The organism is Thalassospira sp. MCCC 1A02898, from assembly GCF_001618185.1.
In the GTDB taxonomy this organism is placed as follows: Bacteria; Pseudomonadota; Alphaproteobacteria; order Rhodospirillales; family Thalassospiraceae; genus Thalassospira; species Thalassospira tepidiphila.
In genome coordinates this window covers 491,538-511,210 of the sequence record NZ_LPXK01000001.1, presented here as the reverse complement: position 1 = coordinate 511,210, position 19,673 = coordinate 491,538, and the positions used below count along the sequence as shown (strand labels likewise).

The following is a 19,673-nucleotide window of genomic DNA, read 5'->3' as shown; positions in this document are numbered from 1 at the left end:
CGCGTTACAAGCGGTCAGCCCGAAAGAGAGGACAACCACAGATGCCGTCCGGCGCGCAATCCGGCCCCAAGCCGGAAATAGATCCGAAAACCGATCCCGATCTGACAACGCCTGACACGGCAGCGCCTCTTTCTGCATCCGATTCTGTGACGGATGACGTTTCGGACAACCCACTCTCACCTCCAGATAAGTCGTTTCGTCCGCAGGGTAATGCGGGCGAGGGTGCAAGTAAACATGATGAAAGCCATTTGCCGCTTTCAGCTGGTCTTTATCTTGTCGCTACTCCAATCGGAAATTTGGGCGATATTACGTTCAGGGCGCTTGAAATCCTCAAACGTGCCGATGTCATCCTGTGTGAAGACACCAGAACATCGGGGAAATTGCTGTCGCGATATGGCGTGAAAACCAAGCGAATCGCCTATCACGAACATAACGCGGCCAAAATGCGCCCCGAAATCATGGATCGTCTGGGCAAGGGGCAGGGCCTTGCCCTTATTTCCGATGCCGGAACACCCTTGATCAATGATCCGGGCTACAAACTTGTACGCGACTGCAAGGCAGAAGGGTTCACTGTGACCGCCGCCCCGGGTGCTGCGTCGCCGATTGTTGCCCTGATCCTGTCTGGCCTGCCGAGCGATCATTTCTTTTATGCCGGCTTCCTGCCGCCCAAATCGATGGCGCGCAAAAAGGAACTGGCCCGCTTTGCCCCGATCCCGGGCAGCCTGATCTTTCTCGAAAGTCCCAAGCGACTGGCGGCAAGCTTAACCGATATGGCCGAAATGCTGGGGGGCACACGCGAAGCCGCCGTGACCCGCGAACTGACCAAAATGTTCGAAGAAGTCCGCAATGGCACACTTGCCGATCTGGCGGCGCATTATAACGAGGCCGGCGCCCCCAAAGGCGAGATCGTGGTGGTTGTCGGCCCGGCCGATGCCAGCGAAAACGAACCAAGTGCCGAAGACATCGACGCGCGGTTAAGCGAACTGATCAAAACCCACCGCACCAAGGATGCCGCCGATATCCTGGCCCGCGAAACCGGTCTTAAGAAACGCGACCTTTATAACCGTGCCCTTGAACTGGCCAAGTCGGACCCGGATTGACCATGGCCCGATCCCGTCCTGTGCATGACGATACATCAAGTCGCAAGCGGGCGGAAAAGGCCGGACGCCGGGCGGAAAAACTTTGTGAATTCTGGTTGCGCCTGAAGGGCTATCGCATTCTGGCCATCCGCCACAAAAGCCCGGTCGGTGAAATCGATATCATTGCCAAGCGTGGAAATGTCATGGTCGCGATTGAGGTCAAAAACCGTGCCGACCGCACAACCGCCCTGCATGCTATTACCCCAAGGCAACAAAGCCGCATCGCCCGTGCCCTTGAAACCTACGCGGGCAAGATCGGCCACACAGGTGACCTGCGCCTTGATCTGATGATTGTTCGAAATTGGGGCAGGATCGAGCATCTCAGGAATGCCTGGCAGGTTTCGTAGCAGGCATTCCTGCAGTTTGTTGGTCTTAGGGATGCATTTTCGCACCCTTGGTGATCTTATCCACACTGCGCTTATCAGCATGAATGCCAATACCAACAAACTTTGCCGTTTCAGGATCCGCTTTGGCAAAAACATCCCGATTGGCCGCATCGTGGCCAGTGGCAAACATTTCCTCAATATAGGCCGATACCCGGACACCGCGGTTTAAGGCGCGCTGATGGATTTTCGCAATGGTATCGCCATCGGCGGCCAGAACGATGGCAGGCTGACGTGACAGCGGGTTATAGATATTCTGGTTGGCGTCGATATAGGGCTCGCCGATGATATCGGGGGTTTGGGCGACAATGCCGCTCATAAGGAAGGCCGTCACATTCAGGGATTGCCAAGTTTCAAGGTCATTGCGCAAAATCAGGGCGACTTTGGTATCAAACATTCACTTCCTCCAGTCGGTCGGATGATCCGGTAATGAAAGAAGCAATAGAACAGGCAGATGATCGCGGTATTGAACGTTTGTGCAAAAGGCGCGAACGCTTCGTTGCTGCCCCGACCGCACCGGGGATCGAGCGGATCGAAGCCCTTTTTTACGGCAATATGTTCACCCCGCATCGCCACGATACCTATGCGCTGGGCATCACCTTAAAAGGTGTCCAGACTTTTAATTATCGCGGGGAATTTCGCGCCAGTAATCCGGGCAATATCATCATCCTGCATCCTGACGAGCTGCATGACGGTGGGGCTGGGACCGAGGACGGCTTGCAATATCGCATGCTGTATCTTGAACCGGCCTTGTTGCGATCAGGCCTTGATCACGACGCCGATCCCCTGCCCTTTGTCGGTGAACCGGTTATTCAGGACCCGGTTTTGTGGTCGATCATGGCCTCGGCTTTGGGGGAACTTGAGAGCGACATGGATCCGCTTTTGCGCGATCAGTTTGTCAGCGACATCGCCCAGCGCCTGTCACTACATGCCAAGGCACCACTGAAACGCCCGCGCTTTACGGCCAGCCAAAGCATGGATCAGGTGCGCGCCTTTCTGGAAGACAACTTTGACCGTCCGGTTCAATCTGACGAGCTTGAACAGGTTGCCGGTATGGACCATTTTCGCCTGATCCGGCATTTCCGTGCGCGGTTCGGAACCACACCCTATCGATATTTGATGATGCGTCGCCTGCAAAAGGCGCGGGCATTGATGATGGTTGGGCAACCCCTGGCCGGAATTGCCGCCGAAACCGGATTTGCCGATCAAAGCCATTTCAACCGCCATTTCCGCCAGACTTATGGTGTGTCACCCGGGCGTTGGGCGGAATTGTTCGCCAGCAACAACCTGTGATCGTCGGCCTGTTGCGTCGATTTCAGGCATGAATTTGCAGAAAAATGCATTTTTACTGATAAACCGGCCAGTATTTTAAGTCTCTTTAACCCCCGCGGGCCATGATGGGTGTTGTAAGACTTGGGGGAACTGGACGAGACATCCGTTAATGTCACCAATAAGAATGGTCAATCGACCACTTGGCTTTGCCAGGGCACTTCTGCTGACGGGTATGTGCATTTTGCCGCTTTCGGGATGCACGCCCACATCCGTTGTGCTCGGAGCTGGCGCAACCGCCGGTGTTGCCGCCTTTCAGGAACGCGGCTTTAACGGTGCTGTCAGTGATACGGCGATCACCGCCCAGATCTGGCAGAAGTTTCTGGCACAGGACGAAAAGCTGTTTCTCGATATCGAGATTGAAGTGGTTGAAGGCGAAGTTCTTTTGGCCGGTCAGGTGCCCACCGTGGCTGATCAACTTGAAGCTGTACGGTTAAGCTGGCAGGTTAGCGGGGTCAAAAGTGTTCATAACGAGATTGAGATCGGTGACGGCCTGACGCTTGTTGATAGTGCAAGTGATCTGTTGATCACCACCAAGATCAAGACTGCATTGATGTTTGATGGTGATGTTTTCGCCATCAATTACAGCGTAGAGACCGTCAATGGCACCGTCCATCTGATGGGAATTGCCCAGGACGACCATGAACGCAGTCGCGTGATTTCACATGCCCGGGACACCAGCTATGTCAAACGGGTTGTCAGTCATATCCGTCTGAAAGACGATGCCATCCGACAAGGAACCTGAGCCATCAGTACCGTAAGCCACATAACAGCACCGACCGATCCGGATCGCCAATGGCTTGTCGATTATGGCAAGGGCCTGAAACCTGACGCCAGCGTGGCCGAGGCAGCCCTGCATTTTGCCCGCCTGAACCAATCGAATGGCACCCATAAACGCGATGTCGCGCCGTTCATTGCGATTTTGGATGATCTCGCCGATCAGGTCCGTGCCGAATTGGCGGGTCTGACCTTGCAGCCCGATCTTGCCACCGATGGCACGGATCAGCAGGCCCTGCCGGTTGATGACAAGGAAGCCGAGCCGACCATTGATCAGGTCGTGCGCGCCTTGCAGACCGTGATTGCCGAACGCAATGGCTTTCAAGGGGATGCGGAAAACTATGATGATATTGCCAATGCCGATCTGATGCAGGTGATTGAGCGCAAGCGCGGCCTGCCGGTCGCACTTGGCATGCTCTATATCCACGCCGCCATGCGGTGCGGTATTGCCGTCACCGGTATTGATTTTCCCGGTCATTTCCTGCTGCGCGTGCAGGCCAATGGCAAACGCAAGATGATCGACCCGTTCCATGGCGCGATCAGTCTCGGTCCGGCAGAATTACGTGAATTGCTGAAGTCATTCAGTGGCCTTGATGCCGAACTTGCACCGCATCATTACCGGCCGTCATCCGACATCGATATTTTGTTACGACTTCAAAACAACATAAAGGTACGGGCGCTTCGCGCCGGTGAACTGGAGCTCGCAACCCGTGTTGTCGAACACAGTTTGCTGATCGCGCCGGACCATGAAGGGCTTTGGCATCAGCTTGGCGCGCTCTATGCCCGCCTTGACCAGGACCATATGGCGCTTGGTGCGTTTGAACAGTTCGTCAAACGTTGCGAAGACCCGCTTCATCGCGCCCGGATCGAAGCGGTAATCGAAGAATTGTATGAAAGGGTCCGTCATGAAGCGGGCCCCGGAACAGCACATACGGAAAAGAACAAGGTCGTGCCGGATTACACCGACAAGGACGACACCGGATCGGCAGACGACAATGCTCCGATCCCGCTTTTCCCCGATAAATAACCCCGAAATAGCACCCAAAAATCCTGTGCTGCGTGCTGGAATTGTCGCATTTGGCGCGATGTGCCAGATCAACATCGCGCCAGCTCACCTGGCAATGAAATAGCCATTTTCCATGTTTAGGGTCAAGTAAAGTTATTTATATATCGCATGATAGCATTTGTTATTTGCATCTATCCAAAGACAAACCGGTTTGTCTTGAAATCTATCCATCGCAAAACCGGGCGAATTGGCCCTTCAAAATCATATAAATCTTCTTGTTTCGATATTTTTGCGGGGTTTTCGCACCATTTGCGCGCTGTTACCTGCGAAAAACCTAAACAAAGCCCGAACCGTTGATTTCCGGGGCTTTGCGCGCGGCCGTTCTTGGCAGTGCGCATTCAAAATCAATTTTTGCATTCCTGGCCCGTAAATTCGAACCGGATCCAGATCGAATTTCGCCGATCAACACCTAAAAAAACATCTTTTGCAGTTTTTTAGCGAAGTTAAGGACAGGTTAAACGACCGGGCACGAAACAGTTGCAAAGCTTGCACCGAAAATCGCATTCCCTATACTCCGCAACAGTCAGTATCAGGCACACTGAAAATGATCAGGCCAAGGCACGCGCGGCGTGGCTTGCCGGTTTTTCACTGTGCCGTATAAATCAGGGTCTGAGCCCACATAACCGCAGGAATTTACTATATGAACGACACCAAATTCGACGTCGTCGGGATCGGCAACGCCATTGTCGACGTCCTTGCCCACTGCAAGGAAGAAGACCTTGCGCGTCTTGAGCTTGTCAAAAACGCCATGACCCTGATTGATGCCGACCGGGCCGATGCGCTTTATGACCAGATGGGCCCGGGCCTTGAAATGTCGGGCGGATCGGCTGGCAATACCATGGCTGGCATCGCAGCCCTTGGCGGCAAGGGTGCCTATATCGGCAAGGTGCGTGACGATCAGCTTGGCCAGGTTTTCCGCCATGACATCCGTGCGATTGGTGTCGCTTTTGATTCTGCGGCCGCGACCGAAGGTTCCCCGACCGCGCGTTGCCTGATCTTTGTCACCCCGGATGGTCACCGTACCATGAACACCTTCCTCGGTGCCTGCACCGAGCTTGGCCCGGATGATATTGACGAAGATCTGATCAAATCCGCCAAAGTCACCTACATGGAAGGCTATCTGTGGGATCGCCCCGAAGCCAAGGATGCCTTTGTTAAGGCCGCCAAGGTTGCCCATGATGCCGGCCGTCAGGTTTCGATCAGCCTGTCTGATTCCTTCTGCGTTGATCGCCACCGCGAATCCTTCCGCGAACTGGTCGACGACCATATCGACGTCCTGTTTGCCAACGAGGAAGAGATCAAGTCGCTTTACGAGGTCGAGACCTTTGAAGAAGCACTGGCCGAAGTCCGCAAGCATTGCCGCGTTGCAGCCCTGACCCGCAGTGAAAAGGGTGCTGTCATCGTAAGCCAGGACGAACTTTATGAAATCAGTGCCGAACCGGTCGCCAAAGTGGTCGATACCACGGGTGCTGGCGATCTGTTCGCGTCGGGCTTCCTGTATGGCTACACCCAGGGTCACACTCTTGAAATCTGTGGTCAGCTGGGTGCGATCTGTGCTGCCGAGGTGATTTCGCATATGGGTGCGCGCCCGGATGCGGATCTTAAGGAACTGATCGCAAAGGCACTCTGATCGCTCTTTTATATAACGAGTGCGGATGTTTGAAAGATTTCACGGGACGGCAACATTTCGTTGCCGTCCCGTTTTTTCTGTCGCGAAGGCCGGGTTTGCATGGCGCTGCAGCGCAACACAATCATTGACTTTGTCCAGAGTTTGGCGCAAACAGCCCGCATTGCAGAATAATCAACCCGACATGGCGCTTACAACGCTGGCCTTTCGCCTTAACATTGGCTATGACAGGGCGGCCTTCGGGTATATCTGCACGATTACGATCCGGGCCAGTAAACATTCAGCACATACGTTGATGTGGGTTTCCCACCGGTGATGCCGGCGGCGGCAACCATCGCGCTTGTTGCTGAATATCTACTGGCCTTGAAACACTTACTTACTGACCGATGCGCATGGGCATGACCCGGCGCGCGGCATTTTTATTTCTGGAGTCCGCGCCCATGAGCTTGCGCAATATCGCCATCATCGCCCACGTTGACCACGGCAAAACCACGCTGGTCGATTCCATGTTCCGCCAGTCCGGTGTCTATCGTGACAACCAGCGTGTTGACGAACGCGCCATGGACAGCAATGACCTGGAACGTGAACGTGGCATCACCATCGTCGCGAAACCGACGGCCGTTCAGTGGGGCGAAACCCGCGTAAACATCGTCGATACCCCGGGCCACGCCGATTTCGGTGGTGAAGTCGAACGTATCCTGTCCATGGTTGAAGGTGTTGTCCTGCTGGTTGACTCGGCCGAAGGCCCGATGCCGCAGACCAAATTCGTTCTGGGCAAAGCGCTTAAACTCGGTCTGAAGCCGATTGTGATCATCAACAAGATCGACCGTCCGGACCAGCGCGCCGAGGAAGTCCTCGACGAGATTTTCGATCTGTTCGTATCGCTCGAAGCATCCGAAGAACAGCTCGACTTCCCGGTTCTGTATGCATCCGGTCGTGACGGCTGGGCAGCTGAAAACCCGGAAGGCCCGAAAGAAAACCTGACCCCGCTGATGGAACTGGTTCTGAGCCACGTCCCGGCACCGGACGTTGATGAAAAAGCACCGTTTGCCATGCTGGCAACCATGCTGCATGCCGATAACTTCCTAGGTCGTATTCTGACCGGTCGTGTTTATCAGGGCCGTGCGAAACTCAACATGCCGGTGAAGGTTATTCGTGGCGATGGCACGGTTGAAACCGGCCGTCTGTCGAAACTGATGGGCTTCCGCGGTCTGGAACGTGTCCCGCAGGAAGAGGCCGTTGCCGGAGACATCATCGCGATTGCCGGTCTGACCGAAGCAACCGTGGCGGACACCATCTGCTCCACCGAAGTTACCACCGCAATCGAAAGCCAGCCGATCGATCCGCCGACCCTGGCGATGACCTTCTCGGTCAACAACTCGCCGCTGGCCGGTCAGGAAGGCGACAAGGTTACCTCGCGCATGATCCGTGCCCGTCTGGAACGCGAAGCCGAAGGCAACATCGCGATCAAGATCGGTGAAACCGAAGACAAGGATGCGTTTGAAGTTGCCGGTCGCGGCGAACTTCAGCTGGGCGTTCTGGTCGAAACCATGCGTCGCGAAGGGTTCGAACTGTCGATCTCGCGTCCGCGCGTTCTGTTCAAGGAAATCGACGGCGTTCTGTCCGAACCGTTCGAAGAAGTCCAGGTTGACGTTGACGAGGAATATTCCGGCGTCGTGGTCGAGAAAATGAGCCTGCGCAAGGCTGAAATGACCGACATGCGTTCTTCTGGTGGCGGCAAGACCCGTATCATCTTTATTGCGCCATCGCGTGGCCTGATCGGTTATCACGGTGAATTCCTGACCGATACCCGCGGTACCGGCGTTATGAACCGCGTCTTCCATTCCTATGGCCCGGTCAAGGGCTCTATCGCTGGCCGTCGTAACGGTGCGCTGATCTCCAACGATCAGGGCGAAGCCGTGGCCTATGCCCTGTTTAACCTTGAAGATCGTGGCATCATGTTCATCGAACATGGCGAACGCGTCTATCAGGGCATGATCATCGGTGAACACAACCGTGACAACGACCTTGAAGTCAACGTGCTCAAGGGCAAGAAGCTGACCAACGTTCGTGCGTCGGGCAAGGACGAAGCTGTTACCCTGACACCGCCGCGTCGTATGTCGCTTGAAGAAGCGCTGTCTTACATTCAGGACGACGAACTGGTCGAAGTGACCCCGAAAAGCGTTCGTATCCGTAAGCTGCACCTTGATCCGAACGTGCGTAAGCGCGAAAGCCGCAAGAAAGAAGGCTAAGCCTTTCTCTTGCCAAGCCGAATTCAAAAAGGCCGGTCCATATGGATCGGCCTTTTTGCTGTGCGCGTTTCGCAACACGGCCCGATGTTTCGGCTTTCCTTAACCTGTTTGGCCTAGCTTCATGACAGCATGCTTCAAGTTGGGGGAAATCGATGCGCAGCGCAGAAAAACGAAGCTGGGGCGAGGCCTTTGGGGCCTTTATTCATCCGCGCGTGATCACGATGCTGTTTCTGGGATTGTCGGCCGGCATTCCCATCCTTCTGATTTTCTCCACCCTGTCGATCTGGCTGCGCGAAGCGGGTGTGGATCGTTCCACCGTCACCTATTTCAGCTGGGCGGCACTTGGCTATTCCTTCAAGTTTGTCTGGGCACCGCTGATTGACCGGCTGCCCTTGCCGGTTTTGCACGGCATTCTGGGCCGTCGGCGTAGCTGGCTGATCATTGCCCAGGGCGGCATCATCGCCGCCATCCTGTGGATGGGACTGACCGACCCGGCAGAAAACCTGACCATGATGGCCTTTGCCGCGGTTGCGCTTGGTTTTGCCTCGGCCACCCAGGACATTGTTATTGATGCCTATCGGATCGAGGCCGCCGATGCCGACCTTCAGGCGATGATGAGTTCGGCCTATATCGGTGGTTATCGCATCGGCATGATCGTCGCTGGTGCCGGGGCCCTGACCATTGCCGGATTGTTTGAGGCTGAAGGTACCTATCAACACCATGCCTGGACGGTGGCCTATGCCTGCATGGCACTTGCGATGTGTGTGGGCGTGATCACCACCCTTCTTGTCAGCGAGCCCAAAGTCGTAAAGCTCGACAGCAAATATTTCCACGAAACATCGGACTATGTCCGGTTTCTTGCGATGTTTGCGATTACCGTGATCGCCTTCATCCTTGCCAATGTCTATGCCGGGGAAATCACCAATCCGCTGAAAACCGCCCTGACTGATGGCGGTATGATCAGCGAGTTGTCAGGCTTCATTGCCGGTACCGTCAAACTGGCCATTTCGGTCGGATTTGCCATCCTTGTTGCCTGGCTCACCACGCGGGTTGGCCTGACACCGACCGGCATGGTTCAGGAAACCTACATCTCGCCGGTCAAGGACTTCATCGACCGCTATGGCAAGGCGGCCATCGTCATCCTGGCCCTGATCGGGGTGTATCGCATCGCCGATATCGTCATGGGCGTGATGGCCAACGTGTTTTACACCGACCTTGGTTATTCCAAGGAAGAAATCGCCGCCGTTTCCAAGACATTCGGCCTGTTCATGACCATTGGCGGCAGTTTCCTGGGCGGGGTTCTGTCGGTCCGCTATGGCGTGGTGCGGATCCTGTTTCTTGGCGCGTTGTTATCAGCAATCACCAATGTCCTGTTTGCCTTCATGGCACAGCTTGGCCCCGACACCACGATGTTTGTCGTTGTCATCATGGCAGATAACCTGTCGGGTGGTCTCGCAACGGCAGCCTTCATCGCCTATCTGTCGGGCCTGACCAATATCTCGTTCACGGCGATGCAGTACGCGATCTTCAGTTCGATCATGACCCTGTTCCCGAAAATCCTTGCCGGCTTCTCGGGCACGGTGGTTGATGCGGTCGGATATAGCTGGTTCTTTATCGGCACGGCCGTGATTGGCATTCCGGTGCTTTATCTCGTTGTTCTGGCCGCGCGCCTGACCGACGTAAAGGACCCCGAAGATCCCAAGACCGCCGAAGCCTGATCAGGCCATAAACCAAACCGGTCCACCGTCGGGTCCAAGATCCCAAAACAAAACCGGACGCCCAATCAGGCGTCCGGTTTTTAAAATCTTGTTTCTGTTACGGGGGTTACCCGCCACTCACTGACCTTTTCAGGCGGCCTGTTCGGCCTCGTCCTGGGTCAGCAATGCGTAAATCGCATCTGCAGATCCGGCACCGCGGAGCTTGTCGCACATGCCCTGGTTGCGCAGCAGACGGGAAATCCGTGCCAGTGCTTTCAGGTGATCGGCACCGGCTTCTTCGGGCGCAATCAGCATGCAGAAAAGGTCGACCGGGTGTTCATCAACCGCGTCAAACTCGATCGGATTGCCTGCACGGGCAAAAACCATATACAGGCGGTCCAGATCATTGAGCTTGCCATGCGGAATCGCGACACCGCCACCGACACCGGTACTGCCAAGCTTTTCACGGTCAAGCAGGACAGAGAAAATCTCGCTTGCAGGGCGGCCGGTAACTTCGGCGGCCTTTTCGGCAAGTTCCTCAAGCACAGCCTTCTTCGCACCGGCACGCAGTGCCGGAATAACTCCGGACGGAGTAAGAATAGATGATATGTCCATTTTTCGCGTTGCGTTGTTTGGCTCGGAATCTGTTTCTGTCACGCGCCACTCGCTTCATTATCGTTTGGGTCCAACCAGCCGATATTTCCGTCCGAGCGACGGTAGACAACGTTCAGTCCGCCATGTTTGCCATTCCGGAACATCAGTGCCGGAATGTCCCCCAAGTCGAGCCGCATGACAGCTTCCCCAACGGAAAGCGTATCGATGCGATCGGGTGTCTCGGCAACAATCACAGGCTCGAAGCCATTTGTGTGATTATCGTCCGTTTGATCTTCATCTTCCTGTGCGATCACATAGTGGATCGCCTCCAGGCGAGCCTCCTCATAGTGGTCACGGGTTGCGTGATGATCACGCAGGCGCCGTTTATAACGCCGCAACTGTTTGGCCACTCTGTCACAGGCTGCATCAAACGCGGGATAAACCTCGTTCGCTGATGCCTTGGCCTGAACCATCATGCCCTTGCCGACATGGACCGAAATCTGCGCGTGATAGAGATGTGCCTGTTTGGTGACGGTCACCGTGGCTTCAATCGCGTGATCGAAATACTTCTCTACTGCAGGGTCCAAGGTCTCGACGACGTGCTGGCGAAAAGCATCGCCAACGTCAAGTTGCTTACCGATAACCGTAATTTGCATGGATCGCCTATCCCCGGTTGAGTGACATACCAGTTTGGTGCCCCTCTCGTAGGTGGGCGCACCATATTCCCTCGTCATTACCAAGTCAAGATATGGGTATGTTCCCTTGAATTACAGCACCTTAAGGTGCGTTTTTTCGATAAATTCGTGCTAGGAAGCACGTGATTTTTTCTCGCGCCGACGCTGCACTGACGATGGGATGCGCATCGCTTCGCGGTATTTTGCCACTGTTCGACGCGCGATGTCGATCCCTTCCTTGCCCAGAAGCTCAACCAGTTTGTCATCCGACAAAATCTTCTTGGGTTCTTCGTTGTCGATCAAGGACTTGATCCGGTGACGCACCGCTTCGGACGAATAGGCGTCCCCACCATCTGAAGATGAAATTGCCGTGGTGAAGAAATATTTCAGCTCGAACATGCCGCGCGGCGTCGACATGAACTTGCCGTTGGTAACACGTGAAACCGTACTTTCATGCATGCCGATTGCTTCGGCAATGTCGCGCAGGATCAGTGGCCGCAGATGCGCAACCCCGTGGGTAAAGAACCCGTCCTGCTGGCGCACGATTTCGCTTGCGACCTTCATGATGGTGGTCGCACGCTGATGCAGCGCCTTGACCAGCCAGTTGGCACTTTGCAGCTTCTCGCTCATGAAGCCACGCTCTTCGCGATCGCGCAGGCCCGACCCGATCTGGGCGACATAGTCTTCATTGACCAGAACCCGTGGAAGGGCTTCGGAATTCAGTTCCAGGTGCCAGTTGCCATTGCCCGCCGCACGCATCAAAACGTCCGGGATCACCGGGGTTGCGATTTCGCCATCGGCGGTCTTGCCCGGGCGCGGATCAAGGGTTTTGATCTCGGCGATCATGTCATGCAGATCATCCGAATCGACGCCGCACACCCGACGCAGGCGATCAAAGTCCCGCTTGGCCAGCAAATCAAGATTGCCCAGAAGGGCCGCCATCGCCGGATCAAACCGGTTGAGTTCGCGCAGTTGCAATTCCAGGCATTCCGCCAGATCGCGGGCAAAAATGCCAACCGGATCAAAGCCCTGCATGACCTTCAGAACTCGTTCGACATCTGCCAGATCGCATTCAAGGGATTCGGAAACTTCATCAAGATCGCCACTGATATAGCCGTTTTCATCAAGCATATCGATCAGGTAGCTTCCGATCATACGCGACGTGGCATCGGCAAAGGCGATATTGAGCTGATCATCAAGGGTCTGGCGCAATGTGGCTTCATCGGCCAGCGTCTGCTCAAGCCCCGGAAGGTCATCCCCACCCGCGGCCGAACCGCCGGCACCGCCACCTGCCCCACCACTATAGGGCGCGGAATAATCGTGACTGCCTGAAACAGGTTCACCGTTGCGGGTGATTTCACCCTCGCCGCCATAAAGCGCGTCACTTGAAACATCCAGCGGGCCGTCATCACTGCCCATGGTTTCGCTGGAGGTCAGGCGATCCGTGCCGAACCGGTCATCGCGGTCGGTGAAATTGTCGTTTGATCGGCTATCAAGGCCTTCATCACCATTGCCAACCGCACCATCACCGGCCTCGGCATAGGTCTGGCCGGGATCGGCCCGCTCCAACAGCGGGTTTTCCATCAGTTCACTGTCGATGAAATTGGAAAGCTCAATATTATTGAATTGCAGCAGTTTGATTGCCTGCTGCAGCTGGGGAGTCATGACAAGTGACTGGGACTGGCGTAGATCCAGACGCGCCTTCAGGGCCATTTATGCACTACCCCGTGTCAATCCGAACTCCCCCTAGACTTGGTTGACGGTCTGGTGGGTGTTATCAAAGGCTGAAACGATCGCCCAGATAAACCCTTCGTACATCGTCGTTTCTGACGATTTCCTCAGGACCACCTTCCATCAGAACCCGACCATCATGCAAGATATATGCCCGGTCGATAATGTCTAGAGTCTCGCGCACATTGTGGTCAGTAATCAAGACCCCAATGCCACGATCTTTCAGATGACGTACAAGATCGCGAATATCCCCCACTGCAATCGGGTCAATCCCGGCAAGTGGTTCATCAAGCAGAACAAAGTTCGGATGGGCTGCCAAGGCACGCGCGATCTCACAACGCCTACGCTCCCCGCCCGAAAGGGCCAGGGCCGGTGTGCGGCGCAAATGTTCGATGGCAAATTCTGCCAAAAGGTCTTCAAGCGACTGTTCGCGCTTGATGCGGTCATCCTCGACCACTTCAAGCACGGCCATGATGTTCTGTTCAACCGTCATGCCGCGGAAGATCGAGGCTTCCTGCGGCAAATAGCCGATTCCCATGCGCGCACGCTGATACATCGGCATCATGGTGATATCGCGCCCATCAAGGGAGATCGTGCCACGGTCTGCGGCAATCAGGCCGGTAATGATATAAAAACTGGTGGTCTTGCCGGCCCCGTTCGGCCCCAGAAGGCCAACCGCCTCGCCGCGCTGCACCGAAACAGAGACATCTTTCAGCACCGGGCGCTTCTTAAAGCTCTTGCCGAGATTATGCGCCACAAGACCCTTGTTGGTGGTGATCAGGCGCGGGCCGCTTGCCCCGCCGTCAGTTGGCTGTGCGCTGCCAGATACAGCTGTCGCCTTTGCGTTGTCGGATTTTACGCTTTTGCGCGACCAGAACAAATGACCGACCTTTCTCAGTTACCGGTCCCGGCATCGGCCGGGCTGTTGTTTTCGTCTTTTTGCGGAACCAGAAGGCCCCGAACGCGGGTTTTGCCATCGCCATTACCGTCAGCCGTCAGACGACTGATCCCGGTATTCAGATCGACCACGGCACGATCCCCGTTCAACTGGTTCTCCCCGCGGGTGATCTTAACCGATCCGATAAGGGTGGCGATACCTGTTTTCGCATCATAAACACCCTGATCACCAACAACAAACTCTGTTGCTGTGCGAATATTCACATTGCCCTGCCCGTCGATGCGGCGCAAATCATTTGCGCCATTCGGACCGGCCTCAAAGCGCGCGGTCAAAACATCCCCGCGCAGCGTGCGATCCTCGGACACCGCTACTGCATCCCCGCGTGCAACCGCAACCCGCTCTGTCTCCCAGTATTCAAGGCTGTCGCGCGCGGTCAGGGTTTCATTGGGCGTGCTGTATTTAAGGTTATCACCGGTCAGAACAACCACGGCCTCGTCAATGTCATAGACTGCACGATCACCGACCGCGACATCGGTATCGGACGACAATTTGACATTGCCAACCGCGATGATGCGGTAAATCTCGCTATTGCCGTCGCGATCGCGATAGAGCGCCTGCAACTCGTCGGCATCAACCCGCGAAGAACCCCGTTTGGCCACCGCATTGCCACGGGCAATCAGAATTTGTTCATTGCGGCGCCATTCGATGCCGTTATCAGACTCGACTTCAAGCCCGCCACTGCCATTCTGGGCCAAACCCAACGGATTAGCCGCAGCATGCTGTGTCATGGCCGACAGGCCAAGCGCGGCCGCACCCAGCATAAGCCCCCCCAGCATAAGGGGTGTCAGCAGCGTTCCAGTCTTGCGGGCGAGATGCGGCATCGCAATCATGACTTCCCTCTCATTGCTCCGTCGAATTCAATGCACTGTCGAAAATCACCAGCCGGGATTTCCCCAAAAAGCGGATCACCGCCCCCTTGTCTTCAAGCTCAAACCCGGAATCCGATGCAATGGTGCCAAACGGCCCCTGCCCGTCAACCGGCACATCGCCACTGGCACTGCCGGAATTCATGGCGATTTCAGCTTCCTCGGTGTGAATTTCAAAACCGTTATCGTGGTACATATTGACCGTACCCACCAGGTCAAGCATCCCGTCGGTTTCGGTATAGAAGCCTTCATTGGCGGTCATCGCAATCCACGATCCGTCATTCAGCGTGATGTCGGCCTGCGGACCGGACAGATAGACATGATCGGGCCGTGTTTCGGTTGCGTCGGTTTCAACGGCCTCGCTGGCCGTCACCGTAAAGGGCTGGCGATTGCCATCCACACCAAAGAAGCGCGGATTGCTCATCGCGACATTTTCCATCAGATCCTCGGGCGAGGTCGAAAAGCCAAGCCGAAAACCGCTATCCTGAACCTGTTCGATCTGCGGCCATAGGACGACCAGCGCCATGATCGTCATTGCGATCAGCGGCAGCACGAATTTCAGCATATTGACGATGACACGGCGGAATGGATTGATCCGCACATTGCGCCGGGCCGAGGGCATGCGATCACGCGAAAAGCCACGCTCATGGCGCGCCTGACGTTCGTCATGCGCTGCTGCCTTCTGGCTTTTTTCGTGGTCTTCGACCTGTGGCGTGCCCTCTGTGCTCATGCGTTATGCCACCCCGACGCGCAACAGATCATGGATATGCACAAGGCCCACCGGCACACCACCGTCATCCAAGACAAACAGGGATGTGATCGAACGGTCATTCATGATGGCAAGTGCCTCAACCGCCAGGGCATCGGCACTGGTCACTTTCGGTCCAGTGGTCATGACATCACCCACCTTCATCGCCACCAGATTGTCGGCCATGTGACGACGCAAATCGCCGTCGGTCACGATCCCGGCCAGAACACCGGCATCATCAACCACACCGACACAGCCAAACGAATGGCTGGTCATGGTGACAAGCGCCTCGGCCATCAGGGCATCGGGCGAAATCAGGGGCAGGGTATCAACCCCGTGCATGACGTCATGGACATGCAACAACCGCTGCCCCAGCTTGCCACCGGGGTGGAAGGTGCGGAAATCCTCGGATGTAAAGCCGCGCCGCTCCATCAATGTCACCGCCAGCGCATCGGCAAGGGCCAGCATGGCGGTGGTTGATGTCGTCGGCGCCTGCTTGTTCGGGCAGGCTTCCGGGCTTGCAGGCAGGACCAGCGGGCAGTCGGACTGCTTGGCAAGCGAGCTTTCCGGTTTGCGGGTCATGCCGATCAACGGCACGTTAAAGCGCCGGGTAAAAGCAATAATGTCAGAAAGTTCCGGGGTTTCACCGGAATTGGACAGGGCCAGAACTGCGTCATCCTTGCCAATCATGCCAAGATCACCGTGGCTGGCCTCGGCCGGATGCACGAAAAAGGACGGGGTGCCGGTCGAGGCAAAGGTCGCGGCGATTTTCTTGGCAATATGGCCGCTTTTGCCCATGCCGGTAACAACAAGACGGCCTTTCAGGCCCTCGATCAGGTTGATGACGTTGCAGAACTCACCATTAAGCGATTCTGCAAGCTCGCGCAGCGCATTGGCCTCGATATCAAGAACACGGCGCGCGATTGCAAGATCGGCGTCACTCGCCGGTGCTGGCACTTTTGGGGACTCGTTTGAGACGTCTTTTGAGACTGGGGTCACTGTCATCTGTTTCTTGTTAGCGTTTCCCGCCCGGAGATAGGCTATTTGACCCATCTTGCAAGATCATTGGGCCAAAACTATGAACCCGGTTGGCGTGGGGGTCAATTCTATTGCATCCCCCATACACCGCCAATCTTCACAGATGGTTAACCGGCCTTATGCCGACCTTATGAATGGGCAAAGATATCGGTTTCTTCCCAGCCCGCCAGATCAAGCGTCGCGCGGGTCGGCAGGAAGTCAAAACAGGCCTGCGCGATCTCGGTGCGCCCTTCGCGCGCCAGACGACGATCAAGCTCTTCCTTGGCCTTGTGCAGATACAAAACGTCCGACGCGGCATAATCGATCTGTTCCTTGGAAAGCTCGGCCGCACCCCAGTCGGAGCTCTGCTGCTGCTTGGAAATCTCGACCCCGACGGTTTCGCGCAACACATCCTTCAGACCATGACGGTCGGTATAGGTGCGCACCAGTTTGGACGCGATCTTGGTGCAATAGACCGGCGCACAGCGCACACCGAGATATTTGTCCATTACTGCGATGTCAAAACGCCCGAAATGAAACAGCTTCAGGACCGACGGATCGGCCAGTAGCTTTTTCAGGTTCGGTGCGCTGTAATCTTCCCCATCAAACTTGACCAGATGGGCATTGCCATCCCCGCTTGAAAGCTGCACGACACACAAACGGTCGCGGTGCGGGTTAAGGCCCATGGTCTCACTGTCAATGGCCACAACCTTTCCAAGGTCAAGGTCACCCGGCAGATCTCCGAGATGGAGGAAATTGGTCATCGCGGTTCTCCAAATGTCAAAATTTGCCTGTTCTTAACACAGCAAACCGCGCATCGCATCGCAAAAGTCGTACCAATTGCGCGGTTTTCGACGCCACAAGCAGCGCCCATCAGACAAATTCGGAAATAGTAAGCCAAAACGACAATACCCCAGCACATCTGAAATGTGCTGGGGTATGGTGCCCAGGAGAAGATTGAACAAAAATCTCCTGAAAACCGCAGAAAACCTATGGAGATTTCCTCACAAATTTAGATTTGTATACCAGTAGTGTTACCAATGAGCAAACTAAGAATCGAAGTTCAGCTCATTAGTCCCCAGCTATTTATCATATCAGTTCACGGTCATGTGATGGCAGAGGGACGCCATAAGAGTCTGATTCAGGGTTTGGGATGACAGGATTTGGGTTTCCAGTTGATCGCATAGAGCCATGAGTTCATCGACCTTGGCAACAATGCGTTTTTGTTCCTCAAGTGGAGGGATTGGAAACTCAAATTGCTCTAGTACTTTTTTGCTTAAGCCCTCAATAGCCATTCCGACCTGCCTCCCCCAGACAAGTCTTTGCACGAGCGGAGAAAGAATGCCTAAATGAACGAACGGGACCATTTCAGGAAATAACATTCTGATTATGGTAACGTGCTGGCTAACATTAGCTGTCACTAACTCTTCAGGAAAAACTGTTGAACGCCCCAAAGACGCACCTGTGATATTCAATAATATGTCGTTTGGAAATACATGTGTGTTGTTCATGGATTGATGAACGTCTTCGGGAATGTAAGCAATGTCATCCAGCCGTAAGCCATCATTCCAGACATTTTGTGAACGGAGGAAAGGTATTCCTTCCTTTGTATAAACTCTACTGCCACCGCGAGGTGTGCTTCCTGAACCCAGTTTAGCGGTTAGATTACCGAGGCGTTCATATGACCAGCTTCTTGGAATATTAAAAGTTACATCACGGTCTGTTACTGGCGGTAGAGACTTAGTTTTCTTCAATTTCCCAGTTTTAATTAGCAAATCTTTCTTTGCATTTATTTTTTCCAACAAAACACTAGCTGGCTCATCATTCGGGTCCTGCTCAACGAGCTTCCCTTGCACAGCCAATTGAAGAATTGTTGCCCTCAGATTTTTGACCGTTTCGAGGTCATCAAACCATTTGCCAAAATTGTTCTCAGCAATAGACCAGTTGGATTTGATTTCATCTTTGTCACTGGCTTCGGATAGATGATGAAGGGTGGAAGCAACACAGTCACGTTTAAGGGTGATATTTGTTTCTTGAGTGGCTTCCAGCTCATCACACAAAGCCATGAGTTCATCGACCTTAGCGACGATGCGTTTCTGTTCGGCAAGGGGTGGGAGGGGAAGAGGTTTTTGTGAAAAATAGTCTGTGGGAACACGTTTCTGACCAGCGGAACCAGTCATGTGTTGTTTTCCATCTTCAAGAAAATACGGCGACTTGAGAAATAGGTATACATATTCAGACAGGACATTATGAGTTTCATCCCTAAAGATGTGCAGTTCCGTGGTTCCCGAGCCAATACCGTTTGGAAGGTTGGAAAATACGCAACATTTGCTGTTTTCAAAACAAGGTGTGATTTTAGCTAATCCCACGTCCCCATCAGCAAACTGAGTGTAACCTTTTTTTATGTTTCCCCACTTTTTAAGTTCGTAAGAATGATGCTCTCCATAAAATTGAGAAATTAAAGGCATTGGAACGAAGCCTGCGTCTTCTTCGTCTTCTGCTTCGTTTCTCGGGTTAATTGAGCCAATTTCATATAATGATGTTAAACACCAAGTTGAAGGGATTTCATAAACTTCACTACTTCCCGGAAAAATTCCGGCTCTTTTGTTTTTCTTGATTTTGTTCTTGCTAATTAACTGGGCGCGTTCTTTCTTAATCCTCTCCAACAAAACACTAGCTGGCTCATCATTCGGGTCTTGCTCAACCAGCTTTCCCTGAACAGCCAACTGCAAAATCAAGTCTCGGAGCTTTTTAACGCCATCGGGTCCTTGGGCGAGGTGTCCGAACTCGGTTAGAAAGAGTTCTTTTTCCATAG

18 protein-coding genes are annotated in these 19,673 nt (G+C 54.5%); 8 read left to right on the top strand and 10 right to left on the bottom strand.

Features of this window, described 5'->3' with window-relative positions:
* Positions 1–41 precede the first annotated feature (41 nt).
* Together rsmI and AUQ41_RS02340 are read left to right on the top strand one after the other, a co-directional pair.
* Entirely contained in the window at positions 42–1,100 is a 1,059-nt protein-coding gene (rsmI, locus tag AUQ41_RS02345) for a 16S rRNA (cytidine(1402)-2'-O)-methyltransferase (protein ID WP_083952708.1), read from the top strand.
* A gap of 2 nt (positions 1,101–1,102) precedes the next feature.
* The gene (locus AUQ41_RS02340) at positions 1,103–1,486 is read left to right on the top strand and encodes a YraN family protein (protein WP_063086401.1); all 384 of its coding nucleotides are present in this window, start codon (positions 1,103–1,105) and stop codon (positions 1,484–1,486) included.
* Between the two features lie 25 nt (positions 1,487–1,511).
* Here the strand turns inward: AUQ41_RS02340 and AUQ41_RS02335 are convergent, their stop codons facing one another.
* On the bottom strand, positions 1,512–1,919 hold the full coding sequence (locus AUQ41_RS02335; RefSeq protein ID WP_063086399.1) for a DUF2000 family protein: 408 nt from the start codon (positions 1,917–1,919) through the stop codon (positions 1,512–1,514).
* A gap of 32 nt (positions 1,920–1,951) precedes the next feature.
* Here AUQ41_RS02335 and AUQ41_RS02330 point away from each other — a divergent pair, with 32 nt between their 5' ends.
* From AUQ41_RS02330 to AUQ41_RS02305, 6 genes are all read left to right on the top strand, one after another.
* Positions 1,952–2,815 (top strand): AraC family transcriptional regulator, encoded by an 864-nt coding sequence (locus AUQ41_RS02330; RefSeq protein ID WP_063086397.1) that lies wholly within the window; start codon positions 1,952–1,954, stop codon positions 2,813–2,815.
* 148 nt (positions 2,816–2,963) lie between these two features.
* Positions 2,964–3,596 (top strand): BON domain-containing protein, encoded by a 633-nt coding sequence (locus AUQ41_RS02325; RefSeq protein WP_143588679.1) that lies wholly within the window; start codon positions 2,964–2,966, stop codon positions 3,594–3,596.
* 93 nt (positions 3,597–3,689) lie between these two features.
* Positions 3,690–4,655 carry a SirB1 family protein gene (locus AUQ41_RS02320; protein ID WP_063086395.1) on the top strand — a complete coding sequence of 322 codons (966 nt, stop codon included), beginning with the start codon at positions 3,690–3,692 and terminating at the stop codon, positions 4,653–4,655.
* Between the two features lie 679 nt (positions 4,656–5,334).
* Positions 5,335–6,324 (top strand): adenosine kinase, encoded by a 990-nt coding sequence (locus AUQ41_RS02315; protein WP_008888691.1) that lies wholly within the window; start codon positions 5,335–5,337, stop codon positions 6,322–6,324.
* A 437-nt stretch (positions 6,325–6,761) separates the two neighbouring features.
* Entirely contained in the window at positions 6,762–8,573 is a 1,812-nt protein-coding gene (gene typA / locus AUQ41_RS02310; RefSeq protein WP_063086392.1) for a translational GTPase TypA, read from the top strand.
* 152 nt (positions 8,574–8,725) lie between these two features.
* Positions 8,726–10,291: an MFS transporter gene (locus AUQ41_RS02305; protein WP_063086390.1), complete on the top strand. Its 1,566-nt coding sequence runs from the start codon at positions 8,726–8,728 to the stop codon at positions 10,289–10,291.
* A gap of 129 nt (positions 10,292–10,420) precedes the next feature.
* Here AUQ41_RS02305 and ptsN read toward each other — a convergent pair whose 3' ends face one another.
* The 9 genes from ptsN to AUQ41_RS02260 form a co-directional block, all read right to left on the bottom strand.
* The gene (gene ptsN / locus AUQ41_RS02300) at positions 10,421–10,885 is read right to left on the bottom strand and encodes a PTS IIA-like nitrogen regulatory protein PtsN (RefSeq protein ID WP_008888694.1); all 465 of its coding nucleotides are present in this window, start codon (positions 10,883–10,885) and stop codon (positions 10,421–10,423) included.
* 38 nt (positions 10,886–10,923) lie between these two features.
* Positions 10,924–11,520, bottom strand: coding sequence for a ribosome hibernation-promoting factor, HPF/YfiA family (gene hpf, locus AUQ41_RS02295; RefSeq protein WP_008888695.1), 597 nt, complete (start codon positions 11,518–11,520; stop codon positions 10,924–10,926).
* A 150-nt stretch (positions 11,521–11,670) separates the two neighbouring features.
* Complete coding sequence (gene rpoN, locus AUQ41_RS02290) at positions 11,671–13,251, bottom strand: RNA polymerase factor sigma-54 (RefSeq protein ID WP_063086388.1); 1,581 nt, start codon at positions 13,249–13,251, stop codon at positions 11,671–11,673.
* A gap of 64 nt (positions 13,252–13,315) precedes the next feature.
* A complete protein-coding gene (lptB, locus tag AUQ41_RS02285) occupies positions 13,316–14,149 on the bottom strand; it encodes an LPS export ABC transporter ATP-binding protein (protein WP_008888697.1) in 834 nt (277 codons plus the stop codon).
* 14 nt (positions 14,150–14,163) lie between these two features.
* Positions 14,164–15,057 carry an LptA/OstA family protein gene (locus tag AUQ41_RS02280; RefSeq protein ID WP_063086386.1) on the bottom strand — a complete coding sequence of 298 codons (894 nt, stop codon included), beginning with the start codon at positions 15,055–15,057 and terminating at the stop codon, positions 14,164–14,166.
* A gap of 10 nt (positions 15,058–15,067) precedes the next feature.
* Positions 15,068–15,823, bottom strand: coding sequence for an LPS export ABC transporter periplasmic protein LptC (gene lptC / locus AUQ41_RS02275; protein ID WP_063086384.1), 756 nt, complete (start codon positions 15,821–15,823; stop codon positions 15,068–15,070).
* 3 nt (positions 15,824–15,826) lie between these two features.
* Positions 15,827–16,846 (bottom strand): SIS domain-containing protein, encoded by a 1,020-nt coding sequence (locus tag AUQ41_RS02270; RefSeq protein ID WP_232308286.1) that lies wholly within the window; start codon positions 16,844–16,846, stop codon positions 15,827–15,829.
* A 161-nt stretch (positions 16,847–17,007) separates the two neighbouring features.
* Positions 17,008–17,622: a ribonuclease D gene (locus AUQ41_RS02265; RefSeq protein WP_008888701.1), complete on the bottom strand. Its 615-nt coding sequence runs from the start codon at positions 17,620–17,622 to the stop codon at positions 17,008–17,010.
* A gap of 330 nt (positions 17,623–17,952) precedes the next feature.
* Positions 17,953–19,671 (bottom strand): restriction endonuclease subunit S, encoded by a 1,719-nt coding sequence (locus AUQ41_RS02260; protein ID WP_063086379.1) that lies wholly within the window; start codon positions 19,669–19,671, stop codon positions 17,953–17,955.
* Positions 19,672–19,673 lie beyond the last annotated feature (2 nt).

Coding starts and splice junctions, on each gene's coding strand:
- AUQ41_RS02270 (WP_232308286.1), bottom strand. CDS start 16,846: ATGACAGTGACCCCAGTCTCAAAAGACGTCTCAAACGAGTCCCCAAAA.
- ptsN (WP_008888694.1), bottom strand. CDS start 10,885: ATGGACATATCATCTATTCTTACTCCGTCCGGAGTTATTCCGGCACTG.
- hpf (WP_008888695.1), bottom strand. CDS start 11,520: ATGCAAATTACGGTTATCGGTAAGCAACTTGACGTTGGCGATGCTTTT.
- typA (WP_063086392.1), top strand. CDS start 6,762: ATGAGCTTGCGCAATATCGCCATCATCGCCCACGTTGACCACGGCAAA.
- AUQ41_RS02280 (WP_063086386.1), bottom strand. CDS start 15,057: ATGATTGCGATGCCGCATCTCGCCCGCAAGACTGGAACGCTGCTGACA.
- AUQ41_RS02260 (WP_063086379.1), bottom strand. CDS start 19,671: ATGGAAAAAGAACTCTTTCTAACCGAGTTCGGACACCTCGCCCAAGGA.
- AUQ41_RS02340 (WP_063086401.1), top strand. CDS start 1,103: ATGGCCCGATCCCGTCCTGTGCATGACGATACATCAAGTCGCAAGCGG.
- rsmI (WP_083952708.1), top strand. CDS start 42: ATGCCGTCCGGCGCGCAATCCGGCCCCAAGCCGGAAATAGATCCGAAA.
- AUQ41_RS02265 (WP_008888701.1), bottom strand. CDS start 17,622: ATGACCAATTTCCTCCATCTCGGAGATCTGCCGGGTGACCTTGACCTT.
- AUQ41_RS02315 (WP_008888691.1), top strand. CDS start 5,335: ATGAACGACACCAAATTCGACGTCGTCGGGATCGGCAACGCCATTGTC.
- AUQ41_RS02325 (WP_143588679.1), top strand. CDS start 2,964: ATGTCACCAATAAGAATGGTCAATCGACCACTTGGCTTTGCCAGGGCA.
- lptC (WP_063086384.1), bottom strand. CDS start 15,823: ATGAGCACAGAGGGCACGCCACAGGTCGAAGACCACGAAAAAAGCCAG.
- AUQ41_RS02335 (WP_063086399.1), bottom strand. CDS start 1,919: ATGTTTGATACCAAAGTCGCCCTGATTTTGCGCAATGACCTTGAAACT.
- AUQ41_RS02330 (WP_063086397.1), top strand. CDS start 1,952: ATGAAAGAAGCAATAGAACAGGCAGATGATCGCGGTATTGAACGTTTG.
- AUQ41_RS02305 (WP_063086390.1), top strand. CDS start 8,726: ATGCGCAGCGCAGAAAAACGAAGCTGGGGCGAGGCCTTTGGGGCCTTT.
- rpoN (WP_063086388.1), bottom strand. CDS start 13,251: ATGGCCCTGAAGGCGCGTCTGGATCTACGCCAGTCCCAGTCACTTGTC.